This window comes from Achromobacter sp. (assembly GCF_050285565.1).
Classification (GTDB): domain Bacteria; phylum Pseudomonadota; class Gammaproteobacteria; order Burkholderiales; family Burkholderiaceae_B; genus Achromobacter.
Genome location: NZ_JBLZXG010000001.1, coordinates 588,060 through 609,090, shown reverse-complemented (window position 1 = coordinate 609,090; position 21,031 = coordinate 588,060). Strand labels below are relative to the sequence as shown.

Genomic DNA, 21,031 nt, shown 5'->3' with positions numbered 1-21,031 from the left:
GTCCTTTGCCGGCATTTTCGCAGGGATGGCGCAACGGCGAAACAGGCGTACCATCGCGACTGGCCCATTCGCGCCGCTGACCGCCCTCATGCCGCAAGCCGCACCGCCCGCCTGGTTGAAATTCGCGCCCGCGCTTTTCCTGCTGCTATGGTCCAGCGGCTTCGTGGTGCTGAAAGTGGGGCTGGCGTACGCCGACCCCTTGACCTTCCTGGCACTGCGCTACGCCTGCGTGATGGCACTGCTGGCGCCATTCCTGCTGGCCCTGCGCCCGCCGCTGCCGCAGGGCGCCAGTGCCTGGGCTCACCTGGCCATGGTCGGCTTGCTGCTGCAGGCGGGCTACTTCTGTTTCACCTACCTGTCGCTCAAGCAAGGCATGTCGGCCGGCGGGCTGGCGCTGATCACTTCGCTGCAGCCCATCCTGATCGGGCTGCTGGCGCCGCTGATCGCGCACGAACGCGTCGACGCGCGACGCTGGGCCGGATTGGGGCTGGGCGTCTCGGGCGCGGCGCTGGTCATCGTCGCCAAGGCCACGGTCGACCTGACCTCGACGCTTGGCTTGGCGTTCGGGGTAGCCGCGCTGCTCTGCATCACCAGCGGCACGCTATACGAAAAGCGCTTCGGCGTGCAGACCCATCCCGTCACGTCCAACGCAGTGCAATACGCCGTGGGCCTGGCCGTCACGGCGCCGCTGGCCTTGTGGCTGGAACCGCTGCGCATCGCCTGGACCGGGCCGCTGCTGGGATCGCTGGCCTATCTGGTGGTGGGCAACTCACTGGTCGCGATCTCGCTGCTGCTGGCCATGCTGCGCCACGGCGAGGCCTCGCGCGTATCGGCGCTGTTCTTTCTGGTGCCACCCTCGACCGCCGTCATCGCGCTGCTGGTGTTGGACGAACCGATCCCGCCGCTGGCCTGGCCCGGCATGGCACTGGCGGCGCTCGGCATCCTGCTGGTGACGCGCTCGGCGCGCGCCCCCGCGGTGGCGCGGCAAGTAGAATGAGCGCCTTTTCGCGCTCCCTTGCTCCGCCGCCATGAATGCCGTCATCACCGCCGCCCTGCCGGTCTTCGCGCTGATCCTGACCGGATGGCTGGCGGCGCGCTGGCGCATCCTGGGCGCGGGCGCCACCGACGCGCTCAATCGCTACGTGGTCTACCTGTCGCTGCCGGCGCTGCTGTTTCGCGCCATGACGCAGGTGGACCTGGCGCGCATGGCGCACTGGGGCTTCGTCGGCGCCTTTGCCGGCGGCATCGCCGTCACCTTCCTGCTGGCGTTCCTGCCACGCAAACGCGGCCCGCGCGGCCTGACCGACCGCGGCATCGAAGGGCTGGCCGCCGCCTACGCCAACGCCGGCTATATGGGCATCCCCCTGTGCCTGGCGCTGTTCGGCGCCGAAAGCCTGGCGCCCGCGGCCTTCAGCACCCTGCTGACGGCCAGCGTGCTGTTCGGCTGCGCCATCGCCCTGATCGAATTCGACCGTCAGCAGGCGCCCAGCCTGGCCGCCACGCTCGCCAAAGTCGGCCGCGCGCTGATGCGCAATCCGCTGCTGGCCGCGCCCGTGCTCGGGCTGGCGTGGGCCGGCACCGGCCTGGCGCTGCCCGAGGGACTGGATCGCTATGTGTCGCTGCTGGGCGCCTCGGCCAGCCCCTGCGCTTTGGTCACCATCGGGCTGTTCCTGGCCCAGACCGAGTCGGTCAGCCCCGGTCCGGGCGTGTTGCGGCTGGTGGCCGGCAAGCTGCTGCTACAGCCGGCCGTGACCGCGCTGCTGGCATTCCAGGTGTTTTCCATGCCGCCGCTGTGGGCCTGGACAGCGGTGCTGATGAGCGCCCTGCCGATTGGCACCGGCCCCTTCATGCTGGCGCAGATGTATGGCCGCGACGCGCGCGTGACGTCGCGTGCCATCCTGGTATCCACGGTGCTGTCGGTCTTGACGGTCAGCGCGCTGGTGGCCTGGATCAGCGCCCACCCGATCGCGTGACGGTGAACTTTTAATAACCATTGATTATTACAATAGCGAAAAATGATGCTTTGAGAAATGTTATTCCCGCTTTAGACTGGATTCCACGATGACGGGTGCGGCGACGCGCCCGTTTGCTTTTCCCTCGCCGGATTCCCCTTTACCGATTTGTCCGACTCGACCATGAGCACCAACGCCTCCACCCTGCCACTGCCTTCGGCGCTGCCGCCGATCCGGATCAACCGCAAGCCGCTCTGGATCGCGCTGCTGCTGGTGCTGGCCGGCGCCCTCTACCTGAACCAGACCGTCAGTTGGCGCCAGGGCGCGCTGTGGATCGTCGGCGCGCTGCTGGGCGTGGCGCTGTATCACGCATCGTTCGGCTTCACCCAGGCCTGGCGCGTATTCGTGTCCGACCGCCGTGGCGCCGGCCTGCGCGCGCAGATGTTCATGCTGGCCATCGGCGTGCTGCTGTTCTTCCCATTCCTGGCGCAGGGCTCGTTGTTCGGTCAGCCCGTCAATGGCCTGGTCTCGCCCCCGGGCGTATCGGTACTGCTGGGCGCGTTCCTGTTCGGCATCGGCATGCAACTGGGCGGCGGTTGCGCCTCGGGCACGCTGTTCGCGGTGGGCGGCGGCAACACCCGCATGCTGGTCACGCTGCTGTGCTTCATCATCGGCTCGGTCATCGCCACCGCCAATTTCGGCTGGTGGTCGCAGTTACCCGCGCTGGCACCGACTTCGCTCATCAAGACCTGGGGCCTGGCGCCCGCCATCGTCGCCAACCTGGCTGTGTTCGCGCTGATCGCCTGGATCGCCACCGTGCTGGAAAAGCGCCGTCACGGCCAGGTGATCTCGTTCGCCGCGCGCACCGCGCGCCCGGCCTCGCTGCTGCAGGGCCCGTGGCCGCTCATCTGGGGCGGCGTGGCGCTGGTGGCGCTGAACTTCGCCACGCTGGCGCTGGCCGGCCGGCCGTGGGGCATCACCTCGGCGTTCGCGCTGTGGGGCGCCAAGGCGTTGGACGCGATGGGCGCTGACGTCGCCACCTGGGCCTACTGGAGCAAGCAGGCCGCGCTGGGCGCGCCGCTGCGCCAGGATGTGACCACGGTGATGGATATCGGTCTGATGCTGGGCGCCCTGGCCGCAGCCAGCGCCGCCGGTAAATTCGCGCCGGTGTGGAAAGTGCCGGCGCGCTCGCTGGCCGGGGCGGTGATCGGCGGCCTGCTGCTGGGCTATGGCGCCCGCCTGGCGTTCGGCTGCAACATCGGCGCCTACTTCAGCGGCATTCTGTCGGGCAGCCTGCACGCCTGGCTGTGGCTACCGGCGGCATTTGCCGGCAGCGCCCTGGGCGTGCGCCTGCGCCCGCTGTTCGGCCTGGCAGTCGAAAAGACGCCGACGGCGTCCAGTTGCTGAAAAACACGGTTCCTGCAACGGCCTGCGACCTGGGGGCTTTTTTACGTCCATGCCCGGCAACGCCCGCATTGACGCCGCTTGCACGATGACAGACGGATCCGATGCAGGCGCCGGCCCGCGCCAGCCGTTCACCGGTTGTACAGCCGCCCTGGTGTATGGTTGCTGCATTCCGCAATACGGAGATGGACCATGCAATGGATCGCCGGCCGCTACACGGCCTTTATCTTGACCCTGGTGGCCGCCGCCGCGACCACCATCCTGGTATTCACGGACTCGTACTGGTGGTTATGGGCGGCCGTGCCGCTCGTGCTGCTGGGCCTGCTGGGCGTGTACGACCTGATCCAGACGCGCCACGCCATCCGCCGCAACTATCCGGTGCTTGGCAACCTGCGTTTCCTGTTCGAGTTCATCCGCCCCGAGATCCGCCAATACTTCCTGGAAGACGACACGCAGGCCTCGCCGTTCTCGCGCGCGCAACGCTCGATCGTGTATCAGCGCGCCAAGCGCGAGATCGACAAGCGTCCTTTCGGCACCCAGGAAGACGTGTATGGCGACCGCTACGAATGGATCAACCATTCCATGTCGCCCTCCCATATCAACGACACGGATTTCCGTGTGACGGTCGGCGGCCCTGATTGCACGCAGCCCTACTCGATGTCGGCCTTCAATGTCTCCGCCATGAGCTTCGGCGCGCTGTCGGCCAACGCCATCCTGGCGCTGAACGAGGGCGCGCGCCAGGGCAATTTCGCGCACGACACGGGTGAAGGCGGCATCAGCCGCTACCATCGCCAGCCGGGCGGCAGCCTGGTGTGGAACATCGGTTCGGGCTACTTCGGCTGCCGCGACGAACACGGCGCCTTTTCCGAGGAGGCCTTCGTCAGGAACGCCTGTACCCCGCAGGTGAAGATGATCGAGATCAAGCTGTCGCAAGGCGCCAAGCCGGGCCATGGCGGCATCCTGCCGGCCGGCAAGGTCACGCCGGAAATCGCCGAGGCGCGTGGCGTGGCCCCCTGGCAGGACTGCAACTCGCCCGCTAGCCACTCGGCTTTCGATAGCCCCATCGGCCTGATGAAATTCGTGGCCCGCCTGCGCGAGCTGTCCGGCGGCAAGCCGGTGGGCTTCAAGTTCTGCGTCGGCCATCCGTGGGAATGGTTCGCCATCGTCAAGGCCATGCTGGAGACCGGCATCACGCCCGACTTCATCGTGGTCGACGGCGCCGAGGGCGGCACCGGTGCCGCGCCGGTGGAGTTCGTCGACCATGTCGGCACGCCGTTGCGCGAGGCGCTGCGCCTGGTGCACAACACGCTGATCGGCGTGAATCTGCGCGAGCGCATCAAGCTGGGCGCTTCCGGCAAGATCATCACGGCGTTCGACATGGCCCGCGTCATGGCCATGGGCGCCGACTGGTGCAACGCCGCGCGCGGCTTCATGTTCGCCATCGGCTGCATCCAGGCCCAGGCCTGCCACACCGGCAAATGCCCCACCGGCGTCACCACCCAGGATCCGCTGCGCCAGCGCGCCCTGGTGGTGCCGGACAAGGCCGAACGCGTGGCCAACTTCCACAAGAACACGCTGCATGCGCTGGCCGAACTGCTGGCCGCCGCCGGCCTGACGCACCCGAACCAGTTGCGCCCGCATCACATCGCGCGCCGCATTTCCTCGAGCGAGATCCGGCTGCTGTCGGCCCTGTTTCCCGAACTGGCGCCGGGCGAGTTGCTACGCGGCGAGTTCCGCCACCAGGTGTTCCGCGCCGGCTGGTCGATGGCGCGCGCCGATTCGTTCCAGCCTACCCACGACATCAGCACCGCGCTGGCGCAGGAACAGGTCATGGCGCATCCGCCCCAAGGCGCCCCGGCCTGAAGCCGCGGTACGCCGGGACGCGGCGGCAGTCGTGGCCGGCGCCGCCGGCCGCCTACAGCCAGCGCTCGAACATGCGCGAGAAGAACTCCATGAAACGATCATCCACGCCCCTGGCCCGCCAGGCCTCGGGCGTGATGCGCACCGACTCGGCCACGTCGCGCTGGAACAGTGCCTCCATCTCGGCCGCGAACTCGGGCCCCAGCACCACCGCGTTGACCTCGTAGTTCAGCGCGAAACTGCGCCAGTCCATGTTGCTCGAACCGACTGTCGACCAGACCCCGTCGACCACCGCCGTCTTGGCATGCAGCAGCGCGTCGCGCCGTTCGTAGAGCTTGACGCCCGCCCGCAGCAGCCGCGTGTAATGGGAGCGGCCGGCGTTGAACACCAGCGACGAATCGCTAAAGCCGGGCAGCACCAGCACCACATCCACGCCCCGCTGCGCGGCCGCGGTCAGCACGTCGACAAAGGCCGGATCCGGCACGAAGTACGCCATGGTGATGTGGATCGAGCGCTGCGCGCTTTCAAAGGCCGACATCAAGGTCAGATAGACGCTATAGCCATCGCTGCGGTCGGGCTGGTTGGCCAGAATCCGCACCCGCGTCTGTGCCGTGGCCGCCGGCGCGATGAACTGGCCGCCGCCCCGCAGGGGCTCCTTGGCCTGCGATTGCCAGCCATCCTGGATCACCGCTTCCAGTTGCGCCACGGCCGGCCCCTCGATGCGCAGGTGCGTGTCGCGCCACGGCGCGGCGCGGGCATCCGTGCGCGCGCCGTCGGCGCCGCCCGAGGCGCCGCCGTCAGCGGCCGGCGATGACGCATACACGGCGCTGACGTTGATGCCGCCCAGGTACCCGACCTTGCCGTCCACCACCAGGATCTTGCGATGATTGCGCTGGTTGGGCGACCAGCCGGCGCGGCTGCCGTTGACCGGACTGACGGGATTGAAAACCGCGACCTGCACGCCCCCATCGCGCAATCGCTGGAACAGCGCGTCGGGGGTCTTGATGGTGCCCACCGCATCCACCATCAACGCGACGTCGGCGCCGCGGTTGCGCGCCGCGATCAGTGCCTCGGCGAAGCGCGCCCCCTCCTCGTCGTCATCGAAGATGTAGGTTTCCATGTGGACGTAGCGCCGCGCCTGCGCGATCGACCCCAGCATGGCCCGGTAAGTGCCGGGGCCATCGGCCAGCAGGCGCACGCGGTTGCCAGCCAACAGCGGCGCGCCGCTGACGGCTTCTTCCACCGCCAGGTGACGGGCGAGGAAATCATCCTGGTTATTGCGCGGATCCGCCGCGATGTCGTGGCCACGGCGGTAGCTGTCCCGCGCCGCATCCGCAGAAAGGCCGGCCTGAGCCTTGCGAGCCGCGCGTTGCTGCGCATCGGGCACGCTGGCGCAGGCCGCCAGCATGGCCGCGCAGCATGCCGCTAGCGCCGCCCGCAGCGCGCGCCGCCAACGCGCGGATGCGCCCCGGGCGACTGCGCGAGCCCCCCCGGACGGGGCCGGTGAGGGCCGCATGGCGGGCCGGCTCAGCGCCGGTTGGCCAGCAGGCAGCAGCCCAGCAGCACGCCCACCAGCGCGGCAACGCCAACCGACTTCCACGCGTGTTCATGCACATATTCGTCGGCGTAGGCCGTGGCGCGGCGGGCCCGTTCCCGCGCCATCCCTTCCCAATCGCCCGCGGACTCGCGCGCCTCGGCCAGTTGCCGCTTCAGGCGCGCACGCGCCGCCTCGATTTCGGAGCCGGTATATGAAGCCGTCGAACGCAGCAGGTCTTCCGTGCCGGCCAGCAACTCGTGCAGGCTGTCGCTCACGCGTTCGCGATGCAGGGCCATTTCAGCGCGTTGGTGCTTTCGATTCATGGTCGCTCCTTTTTTGCTTGTGAGGGATGGGGCCGGTCGGCACGGCGGGTGGCCGTGCCCGGCGCGAACCGGCGCGAGCGCCTGGCCGTGCCCCATTGTGGCCATTCGCGGCGCGCCACGTCCCGAGCTTTCGCAACCAGCCGTTAACCGATATTTCAGCGGCGCGCCACTTGCTGAGCGACTGCGGCCCGGTGGCCGGCGCCCGTGGGCACGCCCACCGGCCGGTCACGTTGATTTAGTAAAAGTCCATTGCATTTCAGGGGCTTAGACTTGACACCGGAACCCCTCCGGCCGCCACAATAGGCCTTTGCAATGCGCTTCATCGGCCTCAAAAAAGGAACTGAACGCATGGTCTCTCCCTCAGCACTGCTCGCCGGCGCCGACCCGCACTATCTCGCGCGCCCCTCCCCGCCCCCCAGCGCCGGGCAGCAGGAATTGCGCGATGGGCTGCTGGATGATTCCGCCCATATCGACCCGAAGTTCCTGTACGACGCGCTCGGCTCGTCGCTGTTCACCGCCATCACGCAATTGCCCGAGTACTACCCGACGCGCTGCGAAGCCGAGATCTTCGAACGCCACGGCCAGGACATTGCCCGCTGTGTCGGGCCGGTACAGGCCATGATCGACCTGGGCGCGGGCGACTGCGCCAAGGCCGAACGACTGTTCGCCGGCCTGCGGCCGCGTCATTACGTGCCCATCGACATCTCGGTCGACTACCTGGCGTCGGCGGTGCGCCGGCTGCGCCTGTCATACCCCGAGCTGCGCATCACCCCGATCGGCCTGGACTTTTCCCAGGCCCTGGCGCTGCCCGCCGACATCGCGCCGGAGCAACGCCTGTTCTTCTACCCGGGCTCGAGCATCGGCAACCTGGACCCGGACGCCGCCCTGGCGATGCTGCGGCGCATCCGGCGCCAATGCGCCGGCGGCGGGCTGCTGGTGGGCGTCGACCGGGTCAAGCCCCGGCAGGTGCTGGAGCCGGCCTACGACGACGCCCTGCATCTGACGGCCGCTTTCAATCTGAACCTGCTGCGCCACGTCAACAGCGTGCTGGGCAGCGACTTCGACGTCAACGACTGGTCGCACGTGGCGCTGTTCAACAGCGAGCTATCGCGCATCGAAATGCACCTGCAAGCGCGTCATGCGGTCACCGTCAGTTGGCCCGGCGACACCCGCCACTTCACCGCCGGTGAACGGATCCACACCGAGAATTCGTACAAATTCACGCCCCCCGCGTTCACCGATCTGCTGCGGCGCGCGGGCTTCGACGCCATCGAGCATTGGTCAGACGCGCGCGGCTGGTTTTCGGTATTCAGTGCGCGCGCCTGACGCGGCCCCGCCCGCCCCACCCCGGAGGATCGCCATGGAACCCGCCTGCCTGCTGACCCACCCCGCCAACGGCCCCTACGCGGCCGGCCAGGCCGGCCAGCACGACCGCTACGACGCGGTGCGCGCCACCACCATGGCGCTCGCGGCGCCGCTGAGTCCGGAGGATTGCCAGGCGCAGTCCATGCCGGATTGCAGTCCCGTCAAATGGCACCTGGCGCATACCACCTGGTTCTTCGAGACCTTCCTGCTGGCCCACTTCGCGCCTGCCGTCCCCGGGTTCCATCCGCAATACCGGATGCTGTTCAATTCCTACTACAACGCCGTCGGCGCCAAACACCCGCGGCCGCAACGCGGGCTGCTGACGCGGCCGCCCCTGGCGGATGTGATGCGCTACCGCCAGCATGTGGACGAGGCCATGCACGCGCTGATCACGCGGCTGGGCGGCAACGATCCCGCTTTCGACGCGTTGCTGGAACTCGGCCTGAACCACGAGCAGCAGCACCAGGAACTGATCCTGACGGACCTCAAGCACCTGCTGTACGCCAATCCGCTGCGGCCTGCCTACGTAGCCCCGGGCTCGCCGGCCCTGCCGCCGGGGACGCCGGCCGGCTGGACCCGCTACGCGGGCGGCGTGGTGCGCATCGGCCACGACGGCCGCGATTTCGCCTTCGACAATGAGGGTCCCGCGCACGAGGTCTTGCTGCGCCCCTTCCATCTGGCCGATCGCCTGGTGACGCAGCACGAATACCTGGCGTTCATCCGCGATGGCGGCTACAAGCGGCCGGAGCTGTGGCTGTCGCTGGGCTGGGAACGCGTCTGCGCCGAAGGCTGGCGCGCCCCGCTGTACTGGGAGGGCCAGCGCGACGATTGGCGTGTGTTCACGCTGCGCGGCATGCAGGAACTGGAGCTGCAAGCTCCCGTCACCCACATCAGTTACTGCGAGGCCGATGCCTACGCGCGCTGGGCCAGGGTGCGCCTGCCGCGCGAGGCGGAATGGGAACACGCGGCGCGCCAATTGGCTGACGGCGCCTGGTCGAGCCGCGCCAACCTGCTGGAAAACGGCCACCTCGACCCCCGCCCCGCGCCCGCCCGGCTCGGCACCGGCGGGCCCGCGCAGCTTTACGGCGACGCCTGGGAATGGACCGCCAGCGCCTATGACGCCTATCCCGGTTTCACGCCCGACACCGGGGCGGTGGGCGAATACAACGGCAAATTCATGTGCAACCAGTACGTGCTGCGCGGCGGCTCCTGCGCCACCCCGCGCGGCCATATCCGTCCCAGCTACCGCAATTTCTTCCCGCCGGAGACCCGCTGGCAGTTCTCCGGCATCCGCCTGGCCCGGGACGACTGAGGCGGGTCACAAAAAAGCGTAGCCCCTGTTGCATCGACCAAAATTTCCGTGCTAGAATTTCGTTCTTCGTTGCTTAGCTCTCTTCGAACTGGGTGGCGATAGGGATGGCGCATTAGCTCAGCCGGTTAGAGCGACGGAATCATAATCCGCAGGTCCCCTGTTCGAATCAGGGATGCGCCACCAAAGAATTCAAAAGGCCTTCACATTGCGTGAAGGCCTTTTTCATTTGGCTGCGCCGGGTGCGGGTGAGGCGCGCGGCGGGGACGCCACGACACCGCGCTAAGCCTTGAGCGGCAGATCGCGGCGCCGGCCGCCCCAGGTGGCGCACAGGCTGGCCACGAACGCGCCGATCAACATGGACGCAAAGCCCCACAGCGCCAGCGTCGCACCCGCCTTGCGCGCCTGGTCGGCCGCCTCGCGCGCCTTGCGCTTGGCGTCATCGACGGCCTGCCGGGCAGTTTGCAGGGTCTGGTTGACACGCTGCTGCGCCGTGGCCGGATCGAGGCCGGTCTGGGTGGCGACCACCTTGGCCACATAATCGCGATCGGCCGGCGCCATCTCGCCGCGCGCCAGGCTCATCGCCACGATCCGGCCCACTTCGGCCCGGGCCGCGCCGCGGTCGCCGGCCGCATCCGGCCGCTCTGAACGCAGCAACACGTCAGTGAAATAGTCGCCGGCACGATCCATGCCGCCACTGGCGCCCGCGCCGGCGGCCGCTGTCGCGGTCACCATCGCCCCCGCGCCCGCCGCCACCGAGGCTCCAGCCTTGGCCGCGCCGGAAGCCAGCGTGGCCAGGGCGGAACCGAGCAAGGCCGCGCTCACGACGGCGCTCAGCGCCCACACCAGAAAGCCGTGCGCGGTGTCGCGAAAATAGACCTCATCGACGTGCGCATCCGCCCATTTGGTGCGCAGGCGGCCGGCAACATAGCCGCCAATGCCATAGGCCACGATCTGGGTCAACAGCATCCAGACGATGATACCGATGCCCGCCGCCGGGGCCGACAGCCCCTCATCGCGCCAGGGCGAGACCGATAACAGCCCCAGTCCGGAACCGCCGGCAAACAGCGCCAGCGACAGTGCCGCGGCGATCACCGCGCCGGCGAACACCGCCGCCCAGGAGACGGCGGATACCGCCGACTCGCGGACCGGAAGTGCGACGTCCTGGGCGCGGCCGCCCGATATTGCGTTTTCCATGGTGGTTCCTTGTTCAGTTCGCGCGCGGCGGCTGCCGGCGCACAGGGGAGCGGGCCATCAATGCCAGAACAGCGCCAGCAGAATGATGATGGGAATGGGCACGCCCAACAGCCATAGCAGAATGGAACGCATGCAAGCCTCCTTCGATCGATCGGGAATGATCCCGGCGGGTCAGGCCAGGTCGATGGTGCCCGGCGCGCGCGGGTCGGGCGCGGGCGGTGTCACGTCGGGCCGGCCCGGGTCATCGGGCGGATGGTTGGGATCCGGACGCGGGTCGTCCGGCGACGGATCGCCGGGCAGTTGCGGATCGTCGGCCGGCACGTCATCGGGTGTGTCCGGGGGGCGATGTTGGATGGGGGACATGGCGGTTCTCCTCGACGGCGTCAAAGTGCGCCGCCGGTTGTCAGCAATCGCCGTGCCCGCCGCCCGGCTTGGGTGGGCGGGAGACAGGAAAAAGCCCTCGTTCGAGGGCTCGCGGGCGCTACCGGACAGAAGCGGTCAGGATTTGGACGGCTTGCCGTCAACGCCGTTCGGGCCATTGCTGCCCAGGAATGCCACCACGGCCGCCTTGCCGGCCGCGGAGGCCTCGTCCTGGCTGGCATAGCGACGTTCGGAATAATTGGTGCTGCGCACATTGCCGGTATCGGGATCAAGCAACGTGATGATCCAGGCGAACTCGCCTGGCAGCAATTGCCTGATCTGCAATGTGGCGCGCGTGCCGGGGCGGAGTCGTTGCGGCATTTTCGCGGCCTCAAGAGGGGATTCGAATGATTCGACGTTGCCATCGTAGCGCAAAGCACGTTGGCGGCGACATCGGGGCAATGCTGCGCCGCACAGCGATTTCATGCTGCACGGTGCGCGGCGAAAACGCCACATCCTCAACCCGGGGCCAGGAAAACCCTAGCGCCATGACCCGCAATACAGGCGCACAATCAGACCAAACACCTAGACCGTACCAGCGGCGCCGCAATCCCTTTAATCAGGCGAGGACGGAGACATCATGACTTACGTAGCAGTGGTAATCAGCTGTTTGATGGTTGTGGGTATCGTCGCGTTGGTGGTTCAAACGATTCAAAGCGCAGGGCCCGAGCCCTGGCTGAAGATATCGGCGGCGATTGTCAGTTCCCTGTTCGCTTCCTTGCTGCTCATTCCGCTGGGCTACGCCGTGGCCCAGACGATGGTTCTGGAATGAACGCGCGGCCGCACCGCGGCTGAGGCCGGACACGGCCGGCTTGCCGACGCCCGGAATCATCCATTGCGGGCCGGCCGGCCGCGGGTCGCCGCCCAGCACACCAGCGAACCGGCGGTGACCATGGCCACGCCTTGCCAGAAGGTCGCGGTCAGGCGCGTCGACAGCCACAGCGCCGCGAAAAATGTCGACAACACCGGCGTGAAATACGACGCCGTGGCCAGCAAGGTCAGGTTACCGTTGAGTATGCCCACGTTCCACAGCGCATAACCCGCCGCCATGGCGCCGCCCGTCACACATAATTCGAGCACGGCGGCGCTGTTGAAGGCCAGGGCCGGTTCGGCGCTCAGCGCGTATTTGATCCACAGCGCGGCCGCGGTCAACATGAAGAACAGCGCCACGCCATTCTTGCCGTCGGCATAGCGCTTGGTCACATTGCAATAAACGGCCCATATGATGGCACCGCTGAACGCCAGGCCATAACTGAGGGGATTACTCGACACATTGGCGACCAAGCGTTGCCACGAAACGCCGCCGTCGCCGCCGACGACCCAGACGATGCCGCACAGCGACAACGCAATGCCCGGCACGACCCAGACGCCGGCGCGCTGGCCGTTGATCAGTATCGCCAGGATGACGGTAAAGCACGGCCACAGGTAATTGACGATGCCCAGCTCGATCGCCTGCCCACGGTTGGCGGCAAAGCCCAGGGACAACGATAGGCAGATTTCGTAAGCGACGAACAGGATGCTGCCGGACACCAGATAAGCGCGCGGGAACGTACGCAGCCGGGGAAATCCCAACAACGGCACCAGGAAGACCGAACCGACCGTATAGATCAGGGCCGCGCCGCCAATCGGCCCGAAGCTTTCGCTGACGCTGCGGATCAGGCCGACCACGGTACCCCACAGCACCACAGCCATCAGTCCCAGGAAGGTCGCCGTATTCCGGCTGGGAGCAAATTGCATTAGTTTTTCCGACTACCCGATTTCCACTCGATGCGCCGCGCCGGGCAATGCGCGCGAACGAGGCAGTGTAGCGAAAACGGGAACAGGGCCGCGGCATGGGTTCGGCATGCGGAGGAATCGATGCCGGTGCGCGGCGCAACCGCCTCACCAAGGGGCAAAAGGGAGATCAAGCCGCATGACCATCTCTGTACGCAGGCTGTCCGACGTGCTCGCCACGACGGAATCGGGCCGACTCTATCGCATCGAAGTGTTTTCACAAACCGACCTGCAAGCCGGCACTTCCGCGGCGGTCCACTATGTCCTCAGGACATCCGAAGGCGAGCACGTCATCGCCCTGGGCGAACGACGCTACCGCTTGAAATCGGGGGAGGTGCTGACCGCCTTGACGCCGCCGCCGACGCCCTATCGCGATGCCTGAACCGCGCGGTGGCAGCCTGGCCCAGGCCGGGCGCCACCGCCTCAGCGATCGGACGCCACCCGCCGCTTGCCCAGCCCCTTGGCGCGGTACAAGGCGACATCGGCCCGTTCCAGCAACTGCAGCATGGTGACCCCCGACTGCGGAAACACCGCGATGCCTACGCTGGCGGAAACCGCCACCCGGATCTTCGGATAAGGCAGCGACAGGCTTTCGACCAGCGCCTCGGCCACCTCCTGGGCGCCTTCCTGGTCGCTTTCCAGCAGCAGCACCGCAAACTCGTCGCCGCCCAGCCGCGCCGCCACATCCGACACCCGGATGGCGCGGGCCATGCGATCAGCGGCCTCTTTCAACACGGTATCGCCGGCCGCATGCCCATGCAGGTCGTTGACGGCCTTGAATCCGTCCAGATCGATCGCCAGGATGGCAAAGGAGTTGCCGCTGCGCTGGGCCACCGCCAGTTCGCGCAACACCAGTTCTCCGAATAGCACCCGGTTGCACAGGCCGGTCAGGGGATCGTAGTGCGCCAGGTGCTGCGCATGCGCCAGCATGCGCGAAGCCTGCAGCAGCGCCGTGCCGACCTCCTCGGCCTCCTTGACGCGTGTGCCGGGCAGTTCCACGGTGCGGCCCTCGCCCAGGGCCAGCGCGGGCCCCACCAGGCCCTGCACCGCCGACGTCAGGCGATTGGCCAGCCGCAGCGCCAGCCACAGGCCCAGGCCAAAGGCGGCCAGCGTGCCCAGCGCCAGCCAGGCGATGGAACGGTACAGGTCGGTCGTCACCAGAGTCATCGGCGCCCCGGCCGCCACCGTCCAGCCCGTCAGCGCGGAACGGCTGAAGGCGGTGTAGACCGGCGTGCCCTCTTTGGTGGTGGTTTCAAGCGAACCCTCGCTTTCCATCTGCACCGCGCGCGCCAGCGCCGGCACGGCTTTCTGACCGACGAATCGCTCGGTGTCGCGGGTGCGCGCGATGATGGTGCCGTTCTTGTCCAGCACCGCCGCCACCCAGCCGTCCGGCAGGCCGCGTCGGCCGAGCACATTGCCGATGCGCTCGGGCGACAGGCCGACATTCAGGCTGTAGATGACCTCGTCACCCCGCATCACCGGCACCCCGAGCGCAATGGTCGGGATCCGGCTGACCGCGCCCGTGAACAGACTGCTCAGCACCGGTTCGCGCGCCCGGAACACCCGCGCCAACTCCTGCGACACCCCCGAAGCCGGCAGTGTCGTGCCATAAGGCACCAGGGTATTGACCACCTGATGACCGTCCTTGTCGGTCAGCACATAGCTGTCGACGATCTGGAACTTGATGGCTTGGCGGGCACGCTGGTGGAACCCCGCCAGATCACCGCTGAGCAGGTCGGGCGAAGACGCCAGGATCTGCAGACCCGCCTGAACCCCGGTCATTTCGCGGTCGAGAATGGCGGTCAGGTTGCGCGCCAGGAAAATCGTATCGCGGTAAATCCGCTCTTTCTGGATCTGATAGCTTTCGTAGACCGCGATCGAGGCCACCACCAGGGCGGGCGCGATACAGGCGAACACCAACGCCAGCAAACCGGTTCGCATCGAATACCGGTACTGCGGGCGAGTCCGCGTGGCGGCCAGGCTTTCGCCATCAGCCATACTGTTTTTCCCAGCGCTTGCGCGTGGCGCAAAGCGCTTGCCGACACTGCACTTTCTGACCCATGGCGCGTCTCCTGGAACTATCGGCCGGGCCTCATGCCCGACAGGACGGCAAACCAGAAATTATTGCAGAACCAGACCGCAGCATACCCATCCGACGTTCAACCGGCACCGGCAAGCACATCAGCCCGCGGCCGGAGGGAGTCGCGTCCCAATTTACCTCAAAAACAGAGTCTGGCGACCAACTCGTTATGTTCGAGTATCTGCCGGCGCACGGCCGCTGGCGTGGCGTCGACCTCGGCGGCGGAATTGAAATACACCGGCCGGGCATGGTCGCAATATTCAATCCCGGTCCGCGCGGGAAGCGGCGCGCACCCACCCAGACTTGAGACGATCAACCACGGCATCGTCATCGCTGCGAGCCACCCTTTCCTGGACATCCCTGGCCTCCTTGCGGGCCTGCCCGGCCCGTTCCTGGAGGCGGGCCGCACTGTCCAAGCGTTCCTGCGCCTGGCCCATGGCCCGCCCCCGCCAATACACCCCGGCAACGGCGGCCAGACCCGCCAGCACTGCCGCCATCACGCCGAGGCACCGCTTAATCCATTGCTGCAACATGGGTCGCACTCCTGTCTGCACGGCGCTGCACGGCCGCCGCCGCTTGCCGGTACAACCCGGCCCAAGTGTCAGGCCTGGGCTTGCCCGGCCGCCACGTGCGCAGATACAGCGCCCAGGCCGCGTCCGCAGCGCCGACTGGCGGCAATGCCTTCGGATCGGTCCAGAGCAACAGCCGCGCGACACCTGCCGCCAGCACATCGTCGTACTCGAGCGCGGCATGGATCGCGTCCGGATCAAAGGTCACGCCGCACGCCTGGCACAAGACGACCAACGGATCGCGGCTCGCCGCGTGCAGGAATATCCCCCACACCCCGCCGCGACTGGCGCGCGTGCCCTTCTCGAATTGCCAGAGGCCCCGAGCCGGTCCGCCGATCTGGCGCCGATGCACGAAGCGGCTCTCCTGCAGGCCGATCGCCAGCAGCATGCATTGCGCCTCGCGCGTATCCATGCGCGCCGGCAGCAGCGCCATCGCCGGCCGCAGCGCGTCATCCATGATCTGGTCCAGCGTCATGCCTGCCCTCCTTATCCGTTTGTGTTTCCATGCCCAGCGTCTTGCGCCGGATCTCCACCGCCCAGTCCACCAGGTCCTGGTTCTGCAACTTGGCGGTCAGGCGCAGGTAGGCGCCCAGTACCCACCAGGCCGGCAAGCCGGCCAGCAGCATGCAGGGGCCGAGCACGTAGAACATGGCCAACAGCCCGTCCTCGCCCAGCCCGGTGCGCTGCGCCATCCAGTAGGCGGATGACATGATGTCGGGCATCCAGGCGATCATGCCGATCGCCAACAAAGGCCCGAACAGAAAAGAGCTGACCACCGTACAGGCGGTGCGCGCGACGAACTCGCGCGGGCTGCGTGGCGGCATCAGCAACATGCCGATCAAGGCCGCCATCGCCGCCGGCATGCCGAACGCCAGCGCAATTTTGAGGGCGGCGAATCCGCTGAAACCTGCCGAACCTGGTTCCATGGTTGCTGTGCTCCTAGGTGAGGGTGAGCATGGCTGCCTCCCGTACAAAAAGAAAGCCCGCCGGAGCGGGCCGAATAAGCCAGCAAAGCCAGTCCGAGAAAGCCCAACCCGATTAGCCCGACAGCGGCGCATCAGATGGGGAGAACGAGCCGTCGGCATAGATCCACCCCTCCTCGGGTCCGGGCGCTACGCCGGTCACGTCGACCAGAACGATGCTTTCGGCAAACACCGGGGTCTGTTCAGCCTGGAACTTCCAGTGCGCCTTGCTGTGGAGAACTTGAATGTATGTACGCATACTCATGCCCTTTGAATAATGATTGCACCGGCCACGCCGGCACCACCGACGTTGCCGGATCCCGAACCAACGCCACCACCGCCACCGCCACCGCCAGCCCCGGAGTTAGCGTCCGGCGAAGCGGTGCCCGCTCCGCCGGGAGATCCAGCAAGACCTGATCTAGCTCCGCCTTGACCACCACGCCCAAGCGGGGAACTCCCTCCACATCCGCCATTACCCGAAACACCATATGCTGACGTCGCCGCACCGCCCGAACCGGTACCAGCGCCTACTGCTCCTAAACCCGGAAACGGTCGGCCCGTGAAATTAGACCCCCCTCCAGCACCACCGCCGCCGCCACCACTGACAGATGCAAGGGAACCTAGCGAGGTGACGCCCCCGGCTCCTCCATTGCCGCCCACGTCACCGCCGAGCGCTCCCCCTCTTCCCGCAGTACCGATGGTCACCGGGATCGTCGCCGCATCGGGCAGTCGAACCTGAAGCGATTTCCACTCTCCGGCACCGCCGCCACCGCCGCCGCCGCCCCCCCAGGAATCGGCCCCTGCTGCACCGCCGCCACCACCACCACCACCGCCGACCAGAAATACATCTACAAGTTTTCCCCGCCATGCAGCAGGGATGGGCCAATCCTGCGTCGAAGTAATCATCACGCGTTTGGGCACACCGATATCGTTCAGCGCGCCGCGGACGAACTCAGTCGTCGCCAGCCGTTCCGTACTGTCTCCTGCTATCGGCGTCGGCGCCGTCGGCGTCCCGGTCAGCGCCGGCGAGGCCGCCAGCGCCGCCACGAACTTGGCTTGCAGCGCTGCCAGGTCGCCGTTGTCCAGCACGTCCTGGCCGGCCTTGTCGGCGATGTACTGGCCGATCATCGCGGCCACGAAAGAGGCCTGGCGCCAGACGGTGTTGAGTTCCTTGGATTTGGCCGTGCCAGCCGAGAAGCCCGCCAGCCGGGCAGCCAGCGCCTGGTAGTCGGCGGGATCGAGCACATTGGCACCGGCAACGGTGCCGAAGGGAAGAATCTGATTGATAGCCACGGAATTGTCCTTATTCAACCGGCAAAAAGCGAACCCCAGAGTCCGCTGTCGAACCCCGAGATATAGTGGTTTTGAACGTCAAAACCGAACAAAGGCCCCTCTTGCGAGGGGATGACGTAGTAACTGATGCGCACGCCCTCCGGCTTGAGCGGGATGTACCCGCCCGTCAGCAGCGCCAGGAACAGCGCTGACGGCGGCGTGCCGGCGACACCGATATCGACCGACATGTCGCCGTTGTCCTGGATGAACACGTGGGTGCCGCCGCCAAAGATGCGATCCAGGATGGCAGCCGAAGTCTCCAGCGTGCCGTCCCAGTGGTTGGCGCCGATCTTGGCGCGCAGCAGCAGGCGGTAGGTGTCGTCGTCCAGCGCGGTCAGGCCGCTGTCCGGATCGAAGGGTCCCTGCCATACCCCCTGGTCGAAGCCCAAGCCGTCGATGTCGTGCGAGAAATAGACGTTGGCGATCGGCGTGCGGACTTTTCGGTCCAGCCCCACCCAGCGCCCCACCGCGTCCAGTTGCGCACCAACCGCCAGATCCAGGTCGAAGGCCGCCGGCATGCCGCGGTACAGCTCGCGCAAGCCCGCCGCCGCGCCGCACAGTGCCGTCACGGTAGCGGTGAACTTGGGCTTGCCACGGTGATAGGCCGACAGCCGCGCGATGTAGTCGTTTGTATTGGCCATGTCAGGTCACCGTGAGTTTCACGTCGTCCGGGGTCGCGGCGGCGGCTTCATTGAACGCCAGCGGCACATCCGGCGCCCCATTGCCGGCCGGACCGCGCAACGCCAGCCCGGTGATCTTGAAGGTGCCGTTGCCCGGCACGCCATTGGCCGCCGAGATGGCATCGGCCCACTCCACCGAGGCGCTGGCGCCGCCGCCGATCGCAACGCCGCTGATGTAGTCGGCAACCGCTTGCCGCACCGCCTGCCCGATGGCCGTGGTGTAGCCTGGCAGCGCACGCATCTGCACCTCCACCGAGAGCGGCACGACGGTAGGCCGGAAGAAACGGATGCGATGCGCGATGCCGTAGATGTCCGTGACCACCACCGCGGTCGTGCCATGCGTACCCGTGCCGGGCGTCTTCTTGGCGGCGATGGCTTGCGCGATCAGCGCCGCATCGCCGCCATCGACCACCAGGGCGATGCTGTGCGGCGGCAGACCCTGGGCGTCGGCTGCCGGGGTATCGTTCTCGAAAGCGGCATGGCGCAGCACGCCCGGTACCGACGCCACCGCGCCGATCGTGCCTTCCAGCACGCTGCGCGATGGCAACGCCACCGACACCGCCTGCCGCACGCGCAGGGCCGCATCGCTTTCAACCGGCGCCCCCGGGGTCGCGGCGGCCGGATTGTTGACGGACTGCCAGCCCAGCGTCGGCGTGCCGATCTGGTTGATGCTGCCGGCCGCCGCGGTCACCGCGCCCAGTGTCTGACTCAGCGCGGTGACGGTGATCTCGCCCCCCGGCGGGATGGTCACGCTGGCCGGCAACAGCCAGCGGCCGCGATCGGCGTCAATCGCAACGCCATCGACGATGGTGACACCGCCTTGCCCGACAATGCGCAGGTCCACCGAAGAACGCGTCGCCACGCCACGGGACAGGCCGTTGATCTTGACATTGCTCGACAACGCCGCGTTGGCGGCGGTGGCGGGTGAAAACGCGTTGTAGACGTTGATCGCCGCGGTGTTGGCCTCATGGATGGCCAGGGCGAACACGGCCAGCAACTGGCCGTCCTGGCTGTCCGCCTCCAGATAGGTGTCCGCGCCGTAGATGCCGCGGTACCGCTCCTGGAAATACTGCAGCACCTCGCCATAACTGGGCGCGCGTATGCCCGTGGCGTCGATGACCGGGGCTGTGGAAAGAATCGTCATAATGCCGCCTGCACAGTGGCCGTGCCGTAAAGGGTTGAAATGGATGCCGTCACGCTCAGACCGCGGCTATCCGGGTCGAGCCGGCTCGAATACTCGGCCAGGCCGGTCACGCCGGGCGTGCCCAGGATGTGCTGGCGGATGGCCCAGTCGTAGCTGGCCCTGGGTTGCTTGCCCAGCACCTCGCCGCGCCAGGGCATGCCTTCCGTCACATCCAGGAACCATTCGCCGCGCGCCAGCATCAACCGCGTCTTGACGGCTTGCGCCACCGCCTCGGCCGTGTCGCGCAGGAAGTCGGCCCGCGAGGAGCCGAATGAATAGTCGCCCTCGGCGTCCAGTTTTCGGTATCGCATGGAAGTCCTCAGTTGGGCGGTGTGGTCACCGCGTTGGCCCCTTGGGCGGTATGGGTATGGGTGTCATCCACCCGCTTGCCGTTGGCCAGGATCTGGCCGATCACGTTCAGCACGCCGGTGATCTGGGCGGTATTGCCCTGGCCGCCGCTGCCGACCAGCCCGGCCAGGTAGCTCAACAGGCCGTTGACCAGCACCTGTCCGGAAAACTCGGATACCGGCGCGACCACGTCGAAGCCGCCCGGCGCCACGATCTTCACCTTGCCGGCGACGGGATCCAGCTCGAGAAAGGTCGAGCCGTCGTCGCTGCGCAGCTGGGTCGCGCGAGTGCTGACCGCGGGCAGCACCCGCGGCTGCGAACGCACGCCTACATAGACGAAACCATCGGACAGGTCATGCATCCGCATCTCGGCCTGGTCCTGCACCTGGCCGGATTGCCACCAGGCGTCGATGCAACGCGAGGCGAACACCACCAGGCATTCGTCGCCAGGCTGCACCGGAAAGGTCAGCGTGCAGTTGCCGCCCGCGGGGAAATACACCGGGCAGTCCACCAGCAACGGCAGCGCGAGGCTGCGCTGGCGGCCCTCGGGCGTGGTGACGCGCGCCCGGATCGCCGGCTGCGCCGTGCATGTCATCGCCACGGGGTCGAATTCACCGATGATGGCCGGCATGGCGGTCCAGGTCTGCGCCAGTGCGCCGCGTAGCGCCGCACTGATCGCGGCTTCGGGATCGTTCAGATTCTCAAGTCTGTTCATGAATCATCCTGCTGAAATAAGG

24 protein-coding genes and 1 tRNA gene are annotated in these 21,031 nt (G+C 67.3%); 9 read left to right on the top strand and 16 right to left on the bottom strand.

Features of this window, described 5'->3' with window-relative positions:
* Positions 1 to 88: 88 nt before the first annotated feature.
* The 4 genes from ACN6O8_RS02720 to ACN6O8_RS02705 all read left to right on the top strand — a co-directional run bounded on the left by ACN6O8_RS02720 (position 89) and on the right by ACN6O8_RS02705 (position 5,219).
* Entirely contained in the window at positions 89 to 997 is a 909-nt protein-coding gene (locus ACN6O8_RS02720) for a DMT family transporter (protein WP_427989522.1), read from the top strand.
* 31 nt (positions 998 to 1,028) lie between these two features.
* Positions 1,029 to 1,973 carry an AEC family transporter gene (locus ACN6O8_RS02715; protein ID WP_427989521.1) on the top strand — a complete coding sequence of 315 codons (945 nt, stop codon included), beginning with the start codon at positions 1,029 to 1,031 and terminating at the stop codon, positions 1,971 to 1,973.
* A 162-nt stretch (positions 1,974 to 2,135) separates the two neighbouring features.
* A complete protein-coding gene (locus ACN6O8_RS02710; RefSeq protein ID WP_427989520.1) occupies positions 2,136 to 3,359 on the top strand; it encodes a YeeE/YedE family protein in 1,224 nt (407 codons plus the stop codon).
* 189 nt (positions 3,360 to 3,548) lie between these two features.
* A complete protein-coding gene (locus ACN6O8_RS02705) occupies positions 3,549 to 5,219 on the top strand; it encodes an FMN-binding glutamate synthase family protein (protein WP_427989519.1) in 1,671 nt (556 codons plus the stop codon).
* A 52-nt stretch (positions 5,220 to 5,271) separates the two neighbouring features.
* On the opposite strand, the gene ACN6O8_RS02700 is transcribed toward ACN6O8_RS02705, so the two are convergent.
* A complete protein-coding gene (locus tag ACN6O8_RS02700) occupies positions 5,272 to 6,624 on the bottom strand; it encodes a phospholipase D-like domain-containing protein (protein WP_427989518.1) in 1,353 nt (450 codons plus the stop codon).
* Between the two features lie 119 nt (positions 6,625 to 6,743).
* A complete protein-coding gene (locus tag ACN6O8_RS02695; protein WP_427989517.1) occupies positions 6,744 to 7,076 on the bottom strand; it encodes a DUF883 family protein in 333 nt (110 codons plus the stop codon).
* A gap of 348 nt (positions 7,077 to 7,424) precedes the next feature.
* Between ACN6O8_RS02695 and egtD the strand changes: the two genes are divergently transcribed.
* From egtD to ACN6O8_RS02680, 3 genes are all read left to right on the top strand, one after another.
* Positions 7,425 to 8,402 (top strand): L-histidine N(alpha)-methyltransferase, encoded by a 978-nt coding sequence (gene egtD / locus ACN6O8_RS02690; RefSeq protein ID WP_427989516.1) that lies wholly within the window; start codon positions 7,425 to 7,427, stop codon positions 8,400 to 8,402.
* Between the two features lie 34 nt (positions 8,403 to 8,436).
* Positions 8,437 to 9,753, top strand: a complete 1,317-nt coding sequence (egtB, locus tag ACN6O8_RS02685; RefSeq protein WP_427989515.1) for an ergothioneine biosynthesis protein EgtB — start codon at positions 8,437 to 8,439, stop codon at positions 9,751 to 9,753.
* A gap of 106 nt (positions 9,754 to 9,859) precedes the next feature.
* Positions 9,860 to 9,936: transfer RNA gene (locus tag ACN6O8_RS02680), tRNA-Met, on the top strand.
* A gap of 96 nt (positions 9,937 to 10,032) precedes the next feature.
* Here ACN6O8_RS02680 and ACN6O8_RS02675 read toward each other — a convergent pair.
* From ACN6O8_RS02675 to ACN6O8_RS02665, 3 genes are all read right to left on the bottom strand, one after another.
* On the bottom strand, positions 10,033 to 10,947 hold the full coding sequence (locus tag ACN6O8_RS02675; RefSeq protein ID WP_427989514.1) for a hypothetical protein: 915 nt from the start codon (positions 10,945 to 10,947) through the stop codon (positions 10,033 to 10,035).
* Between the two features lie 171 nt (positions 10,948 to 11,118).
* Complete coding sequence (locus ACN6O8_RS02670; protein ID WP_427989513.1) at positions 11,119 to 11,310, bottom strand: hypothetical protein; 192 nt, start codon at positions 11,308 to 11,310, stop codon at positions 11,119 to 11,121.
* A gap of 135 nt (positions 11,311 to 11,445) precedes the next feature.
* A complete protein-coding gene (locus ACN6O8_RS02665; RefSeq protein ID WP_427989512.1) occupies positions 11,446 to 11,688 on the bottom strand; it encodes a hypothetical protein in 243 nt (80 codons plus the stop codon).
* A 259-nt stretch (positions 11,689 to 11,947) separates the two neighbouring features.
* Between ACN6O8_RS02665 and ACN6O8_RS02660 the strand changes: the two genes are divergently transcribed.
* Complete coding sequence (locus ACN6O8_RS02660; protein WP_427989511.1) at positions 11,948 to 12,139, top strand: hypothetical protein; 192 nt, start codon at positions 11,948 to 11,950, stop codon at positions 12,137 to 12,139.
* A 56-nt stretch (positions 12,140 to 12,195) separates the two neighbouring features.
* On the opposite strand, the gene yddG is transcribed toward ACN6O8_RS02660, so the two are convergent.
* Positions 12,196 to 13,104 carry an aromatic amino acid DMT transporter YddG gene (gene yddG, locus ACN6O8_RS02655; protein ID WP_427989510.1) on the bottom strand — a complete coding sequence of 303 codons (909 nt, stop codon included), beginning with the start codon at positions 13,102 to 13,104 and terminating at the stop codon, positions 12,196 to 12,198.
* A gap of 175 nt (positions 13,105 to 13,279) precedes the next feature.
* Here yddG and ACN6O8_RS02650 point away from each other — a divergent pair, with 175 nt between their 5' ends.
* The gene (locus ACN6O8_RS02650) at positions 13,280 to 13,522 is read left to right on the top strand and encodes a 6-phosphofructokinase (protein ID WP_427989509.1); all 243 of its coding nucleotides are present in this window, start codon (positions 13,280 to 13,282) and stop codon (positions 13,520 to 13,522) included.
* Positions 13,523 to 13,563: 41 nt separating this feature from the next.
* Here ACN6O8_RS02650 and ACN6O8_RS02645 read toward each other — a convergent pair whose 3' ends face one another.
* The 10 genes from ACN6O8_RS02645 to ACN6O8_RS02600 form a co-directional block, all read right to left on the bottom strand.
* Positions 13,564 to 15,138: a diguanylate cyclase gene (locus ACN6O8_RS02645; RefSeq protein WP_427989508.1), complete on the bottom strand. Its 1,575-nt coding sequence runs from the start codon at positions 15,136 to 15,138 to the stop codon at positions 13,564 to 13,566.
* A 342-nt stretch (positions 15,139 to 15,480) separates the two neighbouring features.
* The gene (locus ACN6O8_RS02640; protein ID WP_427989507.1) at positions 15,481 to 15,753 is read right to left on the bottom strand and encodes a hypothetical protein; all 273 of its coding nucleotides are present in this window, start codon (positions 15,751 to 15,753) and stop codon (positions 15,481 to 15,483) included.
* Entirely contained in the window at positions 15,734 to 16,264 is a 531-nt protein-coding gene (locus tag ACN6O8_RS02635) for a hypothetical protein (RefSeq protein ID WP_427989506.1), read from the bottom strand. The genes ACN6O8_RS02640 and ACN6O8_RS02635 overlap by 20 nt, the downstream gene beginning before the upstream one ends.
* Positions 16,239 to 16,715 (bottom strand): hypothetical protein, encoded by a 477-nt coding sequence (locus tag ACN6O8_RS02630; RefSeq protein WP_427989505.1) that lies wholly within the window; start codon positions 16,713 to 16,715, stop codon positions 16,239 to 16,241. Before ACN6O8_RS02630 ends, ACN6O8_RS02635 begins: the two co-directional genes overlap by 26 nt.
* A 112-nt stretch (positions 16,716 to 16,827) precedes the next feature.
* Positions 16,828 to 17,016, bottom strand: a complete 189-nt coding sequence (locus ACN6O8_RS02625) for a hypothetical protein (protein WP_427989504.1) — start codon at positions 17,014 to 17,016, stop codon at positions 16,828 to 16,830.
* Positions 17,013 to 18,044 (bottom strand): hypothetical protein, encoded by a 1,032-nt coding sequence (locus ACN6O8_RS02620; protein WP_427989503.1) that lies wholly within the window; start codon positions 18,042 to 18,044, stop codon positions 17,013 to 17,015. Before ACN6O8_RS02620 ends, ACN6O8_RS02625 begins: the two co-directional genes overlap by 4 nt.
* A gap of 14 nt (positions 18,045 to 18,058) precedes the next feature.
* Positions 18,059 to 18,724: a DUF2612 domain-containing protein gene (locus ACN6O8_RS02615; RefSeq protein ID WP_427989502.1), complete on the bottom strand. Its 666-nt coding sequence runs from the start codon at positions 18,722 to 18,724 to the stop codon at positions 18,059 to 18,061.
* A 1-nt stretch (position 18,725) separates the two neighbouring features.
* On the bottom strand, positions 18,726 to 19,907 hold the full coding sequence (locus tag ACN6O8_RS02610) for a baseplate J/gp47 family protein (RefSeq protein ID WP_427989501.1): 1,182 nt from the start codon (positions 19,905 to 19,907) through the stop codon (positions 18,726 to 18,728).
* Entirely contained in the window at positions 19,904 to 20,257 is a 354-nt protein-coding gene (locus ACN6O8_RS02605) for a hypothetical protein (protein WP_427989500.1), read from the bottom strand. The genes ACN6O8_RS02610 and ACN6O8_RS02605 overlap by 4 nt, the downstream gene beginning before the upstream one ends.
* An 8-nt stretch (positions 20,258 to 20,265) precedes the next feature.
* Complete coding sequence (locus ACN6O8_RS02600) at positions 20,266 to 21,009, bottom strand: Gp138 family membrane-puncturing spike protein (RefSeq protein ID WP_427989499.1); 744 nt, start codon at positions 21,007 to 21,009, stop codon at positions 20,266 to 20,268.
* Positions 21,010 to 21,031 lie beyond the last annotated feature (22 nt).